Raw genomic sequence first — 13,635 nt, 5'->3', positions numbered from 1 at the left:
TCAGCTGCCGCCCTTCGCCCAGGGCTTGCGGGGCGGCACGGGCGGCGGCGCCATCGGCACGGGTGCCTGGGCCGGGAGCGCGACCGCGGTCTCCTCCTCGATCAGCGGGAAACCGTGCGGGAACGCCGCCTCCGGAGCGACCGCGCGTCCGTCGACGGCGACGTACAGCCCCTCCCGGGCCGCGGCGTGCAGCGCCTCCCGCAGGGCTCGCGGCGGCTCGGTCCGCATCACGGCCCTCTCCGTGTCGGCGGGACCGAAGCCCCTGACGAGGCCGGAGAGGAACTGCCCGACGAGTTCGGTGCCCCGCCGCTCGCGCAACATCACCCAGCCCAGGTAGAGGCCGGTGCCGTAGGCGAACACCGAGAGATACACGGCGTAGCTCCCGTCCCGCAGCACCATCCGGTGGGTCACCCGGGAGTACTCACCCCCGGTACGGATACGGCGGAACGCCGGCACGACCGGCAGCCGGCGCTCCCGTACGACCCTGGCGATCTCGGTGTACGCCGCTTCGGCGTGCGCCTCCCGGCCGGGCAGCAGGACCCGCCACTCACCGACCGGCTCGGCGATCCTCGACGCGAGGAGGACGGCGACGAAGGCGATCACGGCGATCTGCGCGCCGATCCCCATGATCCCGAGACCGCTCCGCGGATCACCGGCCAGGGCGACGAGCCCGGCGAAGCCGAAGAGGAGAAACACACCGAACGCCACGGCGGCGGCCCTCAGCCACACCGCCAGCAGGACCCTCCCGTTCACCGTGTCGTCGAAGGAGGCCTCCACCTCGCGATGGAGCAGCGTCCTGTCCAGGTACGCGGCGTCGCCGTCACGTCCGCGCCGGCCCGGCAGCTCTTCGACCTCGTGTCCGCTCATGAACGCCCCTTGGGCTGGAAGGGCGGAGCATGGAGGACCGTGGCCCCACTCGCACAGATGGCACGGTTTGACACCTTCTGCACTGCTCCGACCGGAATGTCTCCGGGAGAAGCACAACGGCGCCACCGTGTTCAGGTCACGGTGGCGCCGTTGTGTGGGGGAGTGTCTGAGCGACGTGGAACGACGGGGGATCGCTCAGGCACTTCGGGGGGTGGCGGAGATGGTTTCGGGCTCGAACAGCTGGTGATCACGCTGTGCGAGGTTCACAAAGATCATGTCGTACCGAATGGCGCAGCGCACGGGCTGTGGCGCCCCGCGCGGCTTGCGGAGGCAGCGGTAGGCCCGCAGTTCACCGTCGTCCTCACGGGCGACGACGACCGGGTCGCCGAACAGAGTGACCATCAACGAATCACCACGATGAGGAAGCGCCGTGACGAGGTCGATGAAATGCCACCCTGAGCGGTAGGCGGTTGCCATCTCGCGCCGGAAGGTCCGGTCGTCCGGCGGCGTGGTCACACTTCTGCCCGGTTCACCACGGAATTGCCCCACCCGACATCGGACTGGTGCAGGTCGGCGGGGGCGGCCTGCACATTGCCCCACCCGACGTCCGGCGGAGAGACATGTGCCACGAGCAGCAGTGCAGCAGCCGCGACCACAGTGCCAAGCACTGAGCGAAGCATTCTCTTGTACATAGTCGGCTTCGTCCTCACTTGATGAATTCCTCTCCCCCGCTCCACAAGAGACGATGGCTCATTCGGACACGTCAAAGCCACAGGATCGATGCATCATGTTCCTGAATGTTCAGGACCCTGGGGGGTGGAGTTTTGCCTATAACAGATACGAAACCGACACATACTCACTCGGTCACGAACCTATGCACCGATGGAGTCAGGCTGTACGCGGCCGCCCTGAGCGTCGGACGCATCGCGCGCGCCGAGGTGGGACCGGCGCCCTGCCTCGTCGACTTCGGTCTGCTGCTGCCCGACCCGGACGACGCCTCGTGGCTCCGTCCGGTTCCGCCCTCCGCAGCACTGGCACAGCGGCTTCACCCACTGGAACGTGAGATCCAGGACCGCAGACGCACGTCCCTGGAACTGGCCGACGCGTTCGAACCGTTCATGGCCATCAGCGCCCAGAGCCCCTCGCCCACCCACGCCATCACGGTGCTGGAAGGCATCGACCGGATCAACGCGGCCCTCGACCTGGCCATCGCCGAGAGCCGGACCGAGGTGCTGACCGTCCAGCCCGGGGGCAAACGCAGCGAGGAGATCCTGGGAGAAGCGCTGACCCGCAGCAAACCTCTCATAGATTCCGGTATCAGCGTCCGCACCCTGTACCAGCACACGGTCAGGCACAGCCAGCGCACCTTCGCCTACGTCGACCTGATGGCCGGCGCCCGGATGGAGATCCGTACGCTCGAAGAACTCATCGAGCGTCTCATCGTCTGCGACGACACCGTCGCCTTCATCCCGGTCCGGGACGATCCGCCCATCGCCCTCGAACTGAGGCACCCCGGCCTGGTCGCCTACCTGACGAAGGTGTTCGAGCAACTGTGGCGCAGGGCCGTCCCCTTGAACGAGGCGGCTCCGTACGATCCGGCCCGCGACGGCATCACCGGCGTCCAGCGCGCCATCGCCACGCTGCTGGTGGAGGGACATGTCGACGAGGCGATCGCCCGCAGACTCGGCATGAACGTCCGCACCTGCCGGGCTCACGTCGCCAAACTGTCCGCCGTGCTGGGAAGCACCAGCCGCGCCCAACTCGGCTATCTGATCGCCCAGTCAGGAATCCTCGATGAGGATTCCTGACCGGGCCGGCCCCAAAAGACCCCCGCATCCCCGGGCCGATCGGGCACAGCCACACAACGGGGGAGAGTATGGCCGCGCCCTGTGATCAGCCGAGGGAGTTCCCGGCTCCCTCGACACGCCCAGAGTGGCCCGCGGACTCCGCTTCCGCCACCGTCATCTTGCTGCACTGCCAAAAGTGGGGGGTCCCGAATGGGCAGGGATGAGGACAGACCGGCCCACACGCACGGGGCCCGCGAGCTGTGCGACGTGGCGGTCAGGATCTACACCGAGGCACTGCGCGCCGGACGGATACCCCGCGCCGCGCTGGAACCCGCGCCCTGCCTGGTCGAGCTGGCCCTGGTGCACCCCGATCCCCAGGACCCCGCCTGGATACGTCCGGTACCGCCTTCCGCGGCCCTCTCCCACCTGCTGCAGCCCGTCATGCGCGAGATCCACGAGCGCATCAGGCTCTCCGCCGCACTGGCGGACTCGCTGGCCCCGCTGGCATCCGTCGCCAGCACCGACCCCAACCTGGCCATCACCGTCCTCGAAGGCATCCCGCTGATCGAGGCGACCATCGAGAACGCCCTGGACGGCGCGCGGGAGGAGATCCTGACGCTCCAGCCGGGAAGCAGCCGCCCGGCGGAACAGCTCAAGAAGGCGCTGGCACGGGCCCTGTCCACGGTCGAGCGCGGCACCACCATGCGCCACATCTACCAGCACCCGGCCCGCTACAGCCCGTCCATCAAGGCGTATCTGGGAGAACTGCCACCCGGCCACATCCAGGTCCGCACCATCGAGCAGACCGTCGAGCGGCTCTTCGTCTTCGACCGTACGGTGGCCTTCATCCCCGCGAACGCCAAGCGCGACGTGGCCCTGGAGATCCGCCACCCCGCGCTCGTCCGCTACCTGATCCAGGTGTACGAGGTCCTGTGGGCCCAGGCCACCCCCCTCACCGAAGCCCTGAGGGCGACCCCGGCGAGCACCTCCGTCACCGCCGTCCAGCAGAGCATCGCGCGCCTGCTCGTCGACGGACATGTGGACCAGGTGGTGGCCGGCAAACTCGGTATCAGCGTCCGCACCTGCCGCGCCCACATCGCCAGGCTCATGCGGACCCTCAACGCCACCAGCCGCACCCAGCTGGGCGCCTTACTGGTCCAGTCGGGCATCGCCGAGCAGACACCGCGGCACACGACGGAGGAGCCCGCCACCCCTGGCGTTCCGGGGTGACGGGCTCCTCCGTCGTACATTCGCAGGTCCTGCCGGCCCGCCGGGCGTTCGGACCTGTAGGTCCTGCCGGCCCGCCGGGCTCCCTCAGTCCTTCGGCCGCTTCGGCCGCCAGACCACCAGGGCGCTCGTCTGCTGCACGTCCTGGTACGGCACCAGGTCGCGCCGGTACGAGGCGTGCACCTGCGCCTCGCGCTGCTGCATGGCCACCGCCGCCCCGTCCACGGCCGCCGAGAGTTCGGCGACACGCTGCTGAAGGGCCGCGACCTGGTTCTCCAGCTCGATGATGCGCTTGATGCCGGCCAGGTTGATGCCCTCGTCCTGCGACAGCTGCTGCACGGTGCGCAGCAGCTCGATGTCACGGGCCGAGTAGCGACGTCCGCGTCCGGCCGTGCGGTCGGGCGAGACCAGGCCGAGGCGGTCGTACTGGCGCAGCGTCTGGGGATGCAGGCCCGAGAGCTGGGCCGCGATCGAGATCACGTACACCGGGGATTCATCGGTGAGTTCGTACGGATTACGTCGTCGGCCGTCCACCTCAAGCTCCCTTCGCTGCCTGGAACAGCTCAGTCCGCGGGTTCTCGTCCGCGGTCGCCTTGCGGTAGGCCTCCAGGGCGTCCCGGGCCTCCGGGCCCAGGTCCTTGGGGACCGCCACCTCGACGGTGACCAGCAGGTCGCCGCGGGTGCCGTCCTTGCGGACCGCGCCCTTGCCCCTGGCCCGCATGGTGCGCCCGCCCGGCGTACCGGCCGGAAGCTTCAGGGTGACCGGCGGTCCGCCGAGCGTGGGGACCTTCACCTCGCCGCCGAGCGCCGCCTCCGTGAAGGTGACGGGCACGGTGACGGTGAGGTTGTCGCCCTTGCGGCCGAAGACCGGGTGGGCGTCGACATGGACGACGACATAGAGGTCGCCGGCCGGTCCGCCGCGCTCGCCCGGGGCACCCTTGCCGCGCAGCCGGATCCGCTGGCCGTCGAGGACGCCCGCCGGAATCCGTACCTGCATGGTGCGCGACGACTTCGCCCGGCCGCTGCCCTTGCAGACCTCGCAGGGGTCCTGGGCGATGAGGCCCCGGCCCTTGCAGTCCACACAGGGATCGGTGAGCGAGAACCCGCCGCCGCTGCCGCGCGAGACCTGGCCGGTACCGACGCAGGTCGGGCAGACCCTGGGGGTGCCGTTCTTGTCGCCGGTGCCGGAGCACGCCTTGCAGGGCGCCTGGCTGGACATCCGCAGCGGGACCGTGGCCCCGTCCACCGCCTCGGTGAAGCTGAGCGTCACCTCGGACTCGATGTCCTGGCCGCGGCGCGGCTGCACCCGTGTGCCGGTACCGCCGCCGCCCCGGTTGAAGAGGCCGCCGAAGACGTCTCCCAGACCACCACCACCGCCGCCGAAACCGCCGGCGCCGCCCTGGCCGCCCCCGCCCGGGGTACCTCCGAAGAGGTCCCCCAGGTCGAAGTTGAAGTTGCCCTGGGCGCCGCCGGGTCCGGCGCGGTAGCCGCCGTTGCCGAAGAGGGCGCGCGCCTCGTCGTACTCCTTGCGCTTCTTGGCGTCACCGAGGATGTCGTTCGCCTCGGAGATCTCCTTGAAGCGCTCCTCCGCCTTGTCGTTGCCCTTGTTGGCGTCCGGGTGGAACTCGCGGGCGAGCTTCCGGTACGCCTTCTTGATCTCGGCGTCGGTGGCGTCCTTGGGGACGCCGAGAACCTTGTAGTAGTCCTTCTCGACGAAGTCCTTCGTACTCATCGACGTCCCTCCTTCCGGACGACCGGCCGCTTGGCCGGACGGGTGGGCGAGCGGTGTGCCGCCAGGTGGTCGGACGGAATGTCAGACCTCCTCGCCGCCACCGCTCTCCTCGTCGTCGCTCTTCTCTTCCTTCGCGGCCGCGGGGGTCGCCCCCGGCTGGGGTTCCGCCACGGCCACCCGCGCGGGGCGGATGGTGCGCTCGCCGATCCGGTACCCGGGCTGCAGGATCGCCACGCAGGTCGTCTCGGTGACGTCCGGTGCGTAGCTGTGCATCAGGGCTTCGTGGATCGTCGGGTCGAAGGGCTCGCCCTCCTTGCCGAACTGCTGCAGTCCGAGCTTGGCGACGACCGTCTCCAGCGATTCGGCCACCGACTTGAACCCGCCCACGAGCTCACCGTGCTCGCGGGCCCGGCCGACGTCGTCGAGCACGGGCAGGAGCTCGGACAGGAGACCCGCGACCGCGATCTCCTTGACCGTGACCCGGTCCCGCTCCACGCGGCGTCGGTAGTTCTGGTACTCGGCCTGGAGCCGCTGGAGGTCGCCCGTGCGCTCGGTGAGCGCGGTGCGGGCCTGGTCCAGCTGTGCGGTCAGGGCCGTTGTCTGGTTCGCGTCCCCGGCCGGGGCCGCCGCCTCCTCCGAAGAGGGGGTGGCGGCCTTCGGCTCGGCGTCGTCAGGGGTGGCGCCGGAGGGGACGTCGGGCTTCTCCTCGAAGCCCGGAGTCTCCTCGGTCACGCCGCACCGCCCTTGGAGTCCTTCTCGTCGTCGACGATCTCGGCGTCCACGACATCGTCATCGGCCTTGGCCTGCTCGGCACCCGGCTGTCCCTCGGCCTGCGGGCCGCCCTCGGCCTGGGCGTTGGCGTACATCGCCTGGCCCAGCTTCTGGGAGACGGCCGCGACCTTCTCGGTGGCCGTGCGGATCTCGGCGGTGTCCTCGCCCTTGAGCTTCTCCTTCAGCTCGGTGAGCGCGGTCTCCACCTCCGTCTTCACGTCGCCGGGGACCTTGTCCTCGTTGTCCTTGAGGAACTTCTCCGTCTGGTAGACGAGCTGCTCGCCCTGGTTGCGCGACTCGGCGGCCTCGCGACGACGGTGGTCCTCGTCCGCGTACTGCTCGGCCTCTTCACGCATCCGGTTGACCTCGTCCTTCGGCAGCGAGGAGCCACCGGTGACGGTCATCTTCTGCTCCTTGCCGGTGCCGAGGTCCTTGGCAGCGACGTGCATGATGCCGTTGGCGTCGATGTCGAACGCGACCTCGATCTGCGGCACACCGCGCGGGGCCGGCGGCAGACCGGTCAGCTCGAACATCCCGAGCTTCTTGTTGTACGCCGCGATCTCACGCTCGCCCTGGTAGACCTGGATCTGCACGGACGGCTGGTTGTCCTCCGCCGTCGTGAAGATCTCCGAGCGCTTGGTCGGGATCGTGGTGTTGCGCTCGATGAGCTTGGTCATGATCCCTCCCTTGGTCTCGATACCGAGGGACAGCGGGGTCACGTCGAGGAGCAGGACGTCCTTGACCTCGCCCTTGAGGACACCGGCCTGGAGCGAGGCGCCGATGGCGACGACCTCGTCCGGGTTCACACCCTTGTTGGCGTCCTGACCGCCCGTGAGCTCCTTGACGAGCTCGGCGACGGCCGGCATACGGGTCGAGCCACCGACGAGAACGACGTGGTCGATCTCGGAGAGCTGGATGCCCGCGTCCTTGATGACGTTCTGGAACGGGTTCTTGCAGCGGTCCAGGAGGTCAGCGGTGAGCTGCTGGAACTGCGAACGCGTGAGCTTCTCGTCCAGGTGCAGCGGGCCCTCGGCCGACGCCGTGATGTACGGCAGGTTGATCGAGGTCTCCGTCGAGGACGACAGCTCGATCTTCGCCTTCTCCGCGGCTTCGCGGAGACGCTGGAGAGCCATCTTGTCCTTGGACAGGTCCACGCCGTGCCCGTTGGCGAACTGCTTCACCAGGTAGTCGACGACGCGCTGGTCCCAGTCGTCACCACCGAGGTGGTTGTCGCCGTTGGTGGCCTTCACCTCGACGACGCCGTCGCCGATCTCCAGGAGGGACACGTCGAAGGTGCCGCCACCGAGGTCGAAGACGAGGATCGTCTGGTCGTCCTTGTCGAGCCCGTACGCCAGCGCGGCGGCCGTCGGCTCGTTGACGATACGCAGGACGTTCAGGCCCGCGATCTCGCCGGCCTCCTTCGTCGCCTGACGCTCGGAGTCGTTGAAGTACGCCGGGACGGTGATGACCGCGTCGGCCACCTTCTCGCCCAGGTACGCCTCGGCGTCACGCTTGAGCTTCTGCAGGATGAAGGCGCTCATCTGCTGCGGGTTGAAGCCCTTGCCGTCGATCTCGATCTTCCAGTCAGTGCCCATGTGGCGCTTGACCGAACGGATCGTCCTGTCGACGTTCGTCACTGCCTGGCGCTTGGCGACCTCGCCGACCAGAACCTCGCCGTTCTTCGCGAAGGCGACGACGGACGGCGTGGTCCTGGCGCCTTCGGCGTTGGTGATGACGGTGGGCTCGCCGCCTTCGAGAACGCTGACGACGGAGTTAGTCGTGCCCAGGTCGATGCCGACCGCACGTGCCATTTCAATTCCTCCAACTGACTACTTGAGTGGATCTGACTCAAGGATGCACGACACCCGCCACACTGTCAACAGACCTGAGTCGAGTCGACTCAACTAACGTGCACGACCCCAGCCCCACCAGGTAAAACACCGAGGTCCACGACGGCAGACACACGTCGGATACGGATGCCCGGCACCCCGCCGGGGTGCGTACGGGCGACACTCACCCACCCCCGCGGGCCACACACCCCTCCCCATCATCGCCTCATGGGATCGTTCTGTCACAAAATGCCGTGAGCCGTGCAAAACCGGCGAACGAGCACCGACCCCAGTCGGCCGACCCAGGCAGGTGCGAACGATGCAGACGCAGAGGCGAGGGCAGATCCACGGTCAGCGGCAGCGACGGAGACCGGCCGGACGCACCCCGCGGCCCCCGCGAGCCCCGCACCGCACCGCCGCGCGCACGGTCCTGGGATCGCTGACACCGGCGGCCCTGCCCCGCCCCACCGCGAAGCGCGCCCTGGACCTGGCGCTCGGCTCGGCCCTCCTGCTCCTGGCCACCCCCCTGCTCGCCGCGGCCGCCCTGATCCTCGTCGTGCAGCGCGGCTCCGGGGGCGTACTGACCCACTCGGCCCGGGTGGGAAGGGGCGGCAGACCCTTCGTCCTGCGGTCACTGCGCACCCGGCGGCTGCGGCTCCACGTGATCTCACGGCTGCCCCACGTCGTACGGGGCGACCTCTCCCTCGTCGGCCCGGCCCCGCTCACGCCGGGGCGCGCGCACGAGCGGCCGGCCGGTGCGCGAGACTGGCGGCGGGAACTGAAGCCCGGCCTGACCGGCCTGGCCCAGGTCCGTCACCGCTCGGCGATGCCGTGGGACGAACCGGATCTCCTCGACCAGCACTACGCCGAGCACCACCGGCTGGGCCTGGACCTGGCGATCCTCACGGAAGCCGTCGGCACACCCCTGCGCGAGGCGGTCCGGGGTCTCGCGCGGCGCGGCAAGGCAGACCTGAGCGACACAGATCACCGCCTGCCCGGCTACAGGACGGCGGAATAAGTGGATAGTGTCAGCACAGACTGATTAAGTTACCGCTTAGTAAGATAGCTTGGTGCGACTGCTGAGTAAGACTGCTGGGTGCACGTTCGGTGCGAAGTGCCGAGGATCGGCACTGAGCACGACCGCCGAGCAGGACTGCTGAGTACGACCGCCGAGCCGGACCGCTGAGCACGACTGCTGAGCACGACTGCCAAGTACGCAACATTCATCGCTGGATCCCACCCTCGCAGGCCCGAGGAGCCCCACATGCAACTCGCCGCGATCATCGTGTCGCTGGTGCTGACCGTCGTCGGCGTTGCGCTCATCGCCCGAGCGGTCGCGCAGATCTACCGGTTCGTCCGCCTCGGACAGCCCGTACCGGCAGGCAGCCGCACCGACGACCCCAAGCAGCGCACGATCACCCTGGTCAAGGAGTTCCTCGGCCACACCCGGATGAACCGGTGGGGCATCGTGGGCTTCGCGCACTGGTTCGTCGCCATCGGCTTCCTGACGCTGCCGCCGACGCTGCTCCAGGCGTACGGACAGCTCTTCAAGGCCGACTGGGTGCTGCCGATCATCGGTGAATGGCTGCCGTTCGAGTTCTACATCGAGTTCATCGGCCTGATGACGACGGTCGGCATCCTCGTGCTGATCGCCATCCGGCTGCTGAACCTCCCGTCCCGGGCCGGCCGCAAGTCGCGGTTCGCGGGCTCGAAGGCCTGGCAGGCGTACTTCGTCGAGTACGTCATCCTTGTCATCGGCCTGGCGATCCTGACCCTGCGCGGTCTCGAGGGTGCGATCCACCACGTCGACGGCTACGAGGCCGCGTACTTCGTCTCGTACCCGCTGGTCCTCGCCTTCAAGGGGCTGGCACTCGGCACACTGCAGAACCTCATCTACTTCACCGCGATGGTCAAGATCGGCGTCTCGCTGATCTGGATGATCACGGTCTCGCTCAACACCAACATGGGTGTCGCCTGGCACCGCTTCCTCGGCTTCCCGAACATCTGGTTCAAGCGGAACGCCGACGGCGAGGTCGCGCTCGGCGCACTCCAGCCGATGACCTCGGGCGGCCAGGAGATCGACTGGGAGGACCCGGCCGAGGACGCCGTCTTCGGTGTCTCGCAGGTCGAGCAGTTCTCCTGGAAGGGCATCCTCGACTTCTCCACGTGCACGGAGTGCGGCCGCTGCCAGTCGCAGTGCCCCGCCTGGAACACCGGCAAGCCGCTCTCCCCGAAGCTGCTGATCATGTCCCTGCGCGACCACGCGCACGCCAAGGCCCCGTACCTGCTGGCCGGCGGCGGCAAGGACATGGAGGGCAACGAGAAGGCGACCGAGGAGCAGCTCAAGGACGTCCCGGCGGCCGCCCTCGCGGAGGCCGAGCGCCCGCTGATCGGCACCGTCGAGGAGAACGGCGTCATCGACCCGGACGTGCTCTGGTCCTGCACCACCTGCGGTGCGTGCGTGGAGCAGTGCCCGGTCGACATCGAGCACATCGACCACATCGTCGACATGCGCCGCTACCAGGTGATGATCGAGTCCGCGTTCCCGTCCGAGGCGGGCACGATGCTCAAGAACCTGGAGAAGAAGGGCAACCCCTGGGGGCTCGCCAAGAAGCAGCGCGTCGAGTGGACCAAGGAGGTCGACTTCGAGGTCCCGATCGTCGGCAAGGACGTCGAGGACCTCACCGAGGTCGACTACCTCTACTGGGTCGGCTGCGCCGGCGCCCTGGAGGACCGGGCCAAGAAGACCACCAAGGCCTTCGCGGAACTGCTGCACATCGCGGGCGTCAAGTTCGCGATCATGGGCGGCGACGAGAAGTGCACCGGTGACTCGGCCCGCCGCCTGGGCAACGAGCCGCTGTTCCAGCAGCTCGGCCAGGAGAACGTCGCGATGCTGAACATGGCGTTCGGCGAGGACGACGAGGACGACTCGACCAAGAAGGCCAAGGCGACCAAGAAGATCGTCGCGACCTGCCCGCACTGCTTCAACACCATCGCGAACGAGTACCCGCAGCTCGGCGGCGAGTACGAGGTCATCCACCACACGCAGCTGCTCCAGCACCTGGTGGACGAGGGCAAGCTGATCCCGGTGACGCCGGTCGAGGGCCTGATCACGTACCACGACCCCTGCTACCTGGGCCGTCACAACAAGATCTACACGCCCCCGCGCGAGATCATCGCGAAGGTCCCGGGTCTGCGGAACGAGGAGATGCACCGCCACAAGGAGCGCGGCTTCTGCTGCGGCGCCGGTGGTGCCCGGATGTGGATGGAGGAGCGGATCGGCAAGCGCATCAACAACGAGCGTGTCGACGAGGCCCTCTCCCTCAACCCGGACATCGTCTCCACCGCCTGCCCCTTCTGCCTCGTCATGCTGACCGACTCGGTCAACGGCAAGAAGAACGACGGCAAGGCGAAGGAGTCGATCCAGGTGGTCGACGTGTCGCAGCTGCTGCTCGAATCCGTGAAGACCCCCGCCGACCCCGCGGGCGAGCCGGAAACGGCCGACGCGCCGGAGCCCGAACCGGTGAAGTGACGGGTAACCGGTAACGCGCCACCGCGTTGCACAAGCGGCCGGACCTGCCTCGGGGGCAGGACCGGCCGCTTCTGGTTCTGCGGCCACGGTGTCGCGTCATGGGGGGGCGGCCGCTCCGGAGGCATCGGCAGGTCGGGGCAAGTCGGGCCGGACACCCCCGCCTCCCCGGACCACGCCTCCCCCGTCGGGCCCCACCTCCCCGGCACCCAAGAACGGTGACGTCCCGCCCACCGCCCTGTTCACGGCGGGCGCTGGGGGGCAGCCCCTGGGAGCCTGGTGGCAGCCCCCCTGGGTTCCCCTAGGGGATGTCACAGCTAGGCGGCAAAGGCGGCCCAGTTCCCCCGCCCCGGCCACCCGGCCCGCGCGGACCAGGTACGTTCGATTACGTGGCTGGATTCAGGATCGGACGCGGCCGGGACAACCGCACCCCGCAGCAAGGGCAACAGCAACCGCGGCAGCAGCCGTACGGCAATCAGGCACCACCGCCGTACGGACAGCAGCAATGGCCGCCGACGGGAGGCGGTGGAGCCCCGCACCACGCCGGGTACAACAACGGCTACAACAACGGCGGCTACCAGGGCGGCGGGCCCGACGAACCCGAGTACTTCGCCGACCCGTACCCGCAGCCCCACGCCCCCCACCACCCCCATCACCCCCACCAGGGCGACCCGTACGCGAACAGCCCCGGTCACACCCAGGCCTTCAGCATCAACGAGGACCCGTACGGCGACGGCAACACCTACCGCGCCGGCCAGGCCCCCGCCCAGCCCGCAGGCCCGCGCCTGCACTGGAAGCAGCTGCTGAGCGGCATCGTGACCCGCCCCGCGCCGACGTTCTGGCAGATGCGCGACTACCCCGTCTGGGGCCCGGCGCTCATCGTCACGTTCCTCTACGGCCTGCTGGCACTGTTCGGCTTCGACGAGGCCCGCGACGACGCGATCAACGCACCGGTCGGCAACGCCATCCCCTACGTCATCATCACGGGCGTCGGCTTCGTGCTCGGCGGTCTGGTGCTCGGAGCGGTCACCCACACCCTCGCCCGCCAGCTCGGCGGCGACGGCGCGTGGCAGCCGACCGTGGGCCTCTCCATGCTGATCATGTCGATCACGGACGCCCCGCGCCTGATCTTCGCGCTCTTCCTGGGCGGCGAGAACTCCCTGGTCCAGATCCTCGGCTGGATCACCTGGCTGGCCGCGGCGGCCCTGTTCACCTCGATGGTGAGCAAGTCCCACGACCTGCCGTGGCCGAAGGCGCTGGGCGCGTCGGCGATCCAGCTGCTCGCCCTGGTCTCGATCCTCAAACTGGGCACGATCTAGAAAGAGCGAGAGCCCCTGCCGGCCCCATCCCGGGACCCGCAGGGGCTCTCGTCACTTCTCTTCCGTACGTCAGGCGTCCAGAACCTGCCCGCTGCGCCGCACGACGGGCTTCTCCACGCTCCAGGGGAAGTTGATCCAGCGATCGGTCTTCTTCCACACGTACTCGCACTTCACGAGCGAATGCGACTTCTCATAGATCACCGCGGAGCGCACCTCGGCAACATGATCGATGCAGAAATCGCGCACCAGCTTCAGCGTCTTCCCGGTATCGGCGACATCGTCGGCGATGAGGACCTTCTTGTCCGAGAAGTCGATGGCGTTCGGCACGGGCGCCAGCATGACGGGCATCTCCAGGGTGGTGCCCACACCGGTGTAGAACTCCACATTCACCAGATGAATGTTCTTGCAGTCCAGCGCGTATGCCAGCCCGCCGGCGACGAACACCCCGCCCCGCGCGATGGACAGCACCACATCCGGCTCGTACCCGTCATCGGCCACGGCCTGCGCCAGCTCCCGCACGGCGTGCCCGAAGCCGTCGTACGTCAGGTTCTCCCGCACGTCATCGCTCATCGGG

At 68.7% G+C, this 13,635-nt stretch carries 12 protein-coding genes; 5 read left to right on the top strand and 7 right to left on the bottom strand.

Annotated elements, in window-relative coordinates:
• Together ACZ4LX_RS22110 and ACZ4LX_RS22105 are read right to left on the bottom strand one after the other, a co-directional pair.
• Positions 1-867: a hypothetical protein gene (locus ACZ4LX_RS22110; RefSeq protein ID WP_467637954.1), complete on the bottom strand. Its 867-nt coding sequence runs from the start codon at positions 865-867 to the stop codon at positions 1-3.
• A 195-nt stretch (positions 868-1,062) separates the two neighbouring features.
• Positions 1,063-1,383, bottom strand: coding sequence for a Rieske (2Fe-2S) protein (locus ACZ4LX_RS22105; protein WP_136326604.1), 321 nt, complete (start codon positions 1,381-1,383; stop codon positions 1,063-1,065).
• A gap of 281 nt (positions 1,384-1,664) precedes the next feature.
• Between ACZ4LX_RS22105 and ACZ4LX_RS22100 the strand changes: the two genes are divergently transcribed.
• Positions 1,665-2,675: a helix-turn-helix transcriptional regulator gene (locus tag ACZ4LX_RS22100; protein WP_467637951.1), complete on the top strand. Its 1,011-nt coding sequence runs from the start codon at positions 1,665-1,667 to the stop codon at positions 2,673-2,675.
• A gap of 189 nt (positions 2,676-2,864) precedes the next feature.
• Positions 2,865-3,884 (top strand): LuxR C-terminal-related transcriptional regulator, encoded by a 1,020-nt coding sequence (locus tag ACZ4LX_RS22095; RefSeq protein WP_467637948.1) that lies wholly within the window; start codon positions 2,865-2,867, stop codon positions 3,882-3,884.
• Between the two features lie 84 nt (positions 3,885-3,968).
• Here the strand turns inward: ACZ4LX_RS22095 and ACZ4LX_RS22090 are convergent, their stop codons facing one another.
• The 4 genes from ACZ4LX_RS22090 to dnaK all read right to left on the bottom strand — a co-directional run bounded on the left by ACZ4LX_RS22090 (position 3,969) and on the right by dnaK (position 8,195).
• Positions 3,969-4,415 carry a heat shock protein transcriptional repressor HspR gene (locus tag ACZ4LX_RS22090; protein WP_093899393.1) on the bottom strand — a complete coding sequence of 149 codons (447 nt, stop codon included), beginning with the start codon at positions 4,413-4,415 and terminating at the stop codon, positions 3,969-3,971.
• Between the two features lies 1 nt (position 4,416).
• The gene (gene dnaJ / locus ACZ4LX_RS22085; RefSeq protein WP_467637944.1) at positions 4,417-5,613 is read right to left on the bottom strand and encodes a molecular chaperone DnaJ; all 1,197 of its coding nucleotides are present in this window, start codon (positions 5,611-5,613) and stop codon (positions 4,417-4,419) included.
• 81 nt (positions 5,614-5,694) lie between these two features.
• Positions 5,695-6,345 (bottom strand): nucleotide exchange factor GrpE, encoded by a 651-nt coding sequence (grpE, locus tag ACZ4LX_RS22080; protein ID WP_467637941.1) that lies wholly within the window; start codon positions 6,343-6,345, stop codon positions 5,695-5,697.
• The gene (gene dnaK / locus ACZ4LX_RS22075) at positions 6,342-8,195 is read right to left on the bottom strand and encodes a molecular chaperone DnaK (protein WP_467637938.1); all 1,854 of its coding nucleotides are present in this window, start codon (positions 8,193-8,195) and stop codon (positions 6,342-6,344) included. The genes grpE and dnaK overlap by 4 nt, the downstream gene beginning before the upstream one ends.
• A gap of 337 nt (positions 8,196-8,532) precedes the next feature.
• On the opposite strand from dnaK, the gene ACZ4LX_RS22070 reads away from it, so the two are divergent.
• From ACZ4LX_RS22070 to ACZ4LX_RS22060, 3 genes are all read left to right on the top strand, one after another.
• Entirely contained in the window at positions 8,533-9,231 is a 699-nt protein-coding gene (locus ACZ4LX_RS22070) for a sugar transferase (protein WP_467637935.1), read from the top strand.
• A 246-nt stretch (positions 9,232-9,477) separates the two neighbouring features.
• Positions 9,478-11,745, top strand: coding sequence for a (Fe-S)-binding protein (locus ACZ4LX_RS22065; RefSeq protein ID WP_467637932.1), 2,268 nt, complete (start codon positions 9,478-9,480; stop codon positions 11,743-11,745).
• Between the two features lie 386 nt (positions 11,746-12,131).
• Positions 12,132-13,061, top strand: a complete 930-nt coding sequence (locus tag ACZ4LX_RS22060) for a Yip1 family protein (RefSeq protein ID WP_467637929.1) — start codon at positions 12,132-12,134, stop codon at positions 13,059-13,061.
• Between the two features lie 69 nt (positions 13,062-13,130).
• Here ACZ4LX_RS22060 and ACZ4LX_RS22055 read toward each other — a convergent pair whose 3' ends face one another.
• Positions 13,131-13,631, bottom strand: coding sequence for a phosphoribosyltransferase (locus ACZ4LX_RS22055; protein WP_326737201.1), 501 nt, complete (start codon positions 13,629-13,631; stop codon positions 13,131-13,133).
• Positions 13,632-13,635: the final 4 nt, after the last annotated feature.

The organism is Streptomyces sp. NPDC026062 (assembly GCF_055568375.1).
The sequence above is the reverse complement of the archived record's forward strand: the minus strand, read 5'-3'. Positions and strand labels throughout refer to the sequence as shown.

Coding starts and splice junctions, on each gene's coding strand:
- ACZ4LX_RS22070 (WP_467637935.1), top strand. CDS start 8,533: ATGCAGACGCAGAGGCGAGGGCAGATCCACGGTCAGCGGCAGCGACGG.
- dnaJ (WP_467637944.1), bottom strand. CDS start 5,613: ATGAGTACGAAGGACTTCGTCGAGAAGGACTACTACAAGGTTCTCGGC.
- ACZ4LX_RS22065 (WP_467637932.1), top strand. CDS start 9,478: ATGCAACTCGCCGCGATCATCGTGTCGCTGGTGCTGACCGTCGTCGGC.
- ACZ4LX_RS22110 (WP_467637954.1), bottom strand. CDS start 867: ATGAGCGGACACGAGGTCGAAGAGCTGCCGGGCCGGCGCGGACGTGAC.
- dnaK (WP_467637938.1), bottom strand. CDS start 8,195: ATGGCACGTGCGGTCGGCATCGACCTGGGCACGACTAACTCCGTCGTC.
- ACZ4LX_RS22095 (WP_467637948.1), top strand. CDS start 2,865: ATGGGCAGGGATGAGGACAGACCGGCCCACACGCACGGGGCCCGCGAG.
- ACZ4LX_RS22100 (WP_467637951.1), top strand. CDS start 1,665: ATGTTCAGGACCCTGGGGGGTGGAGTTTTGCCTATAACAGATACGAAA.
- ACZ4LX_RS22055 (WP_326737201.1), bottom strand. CDS start 13,631: ATGAGCGATGACGTGCGGGAGAACCTGACGTACGACGGCTTCGGGCAC.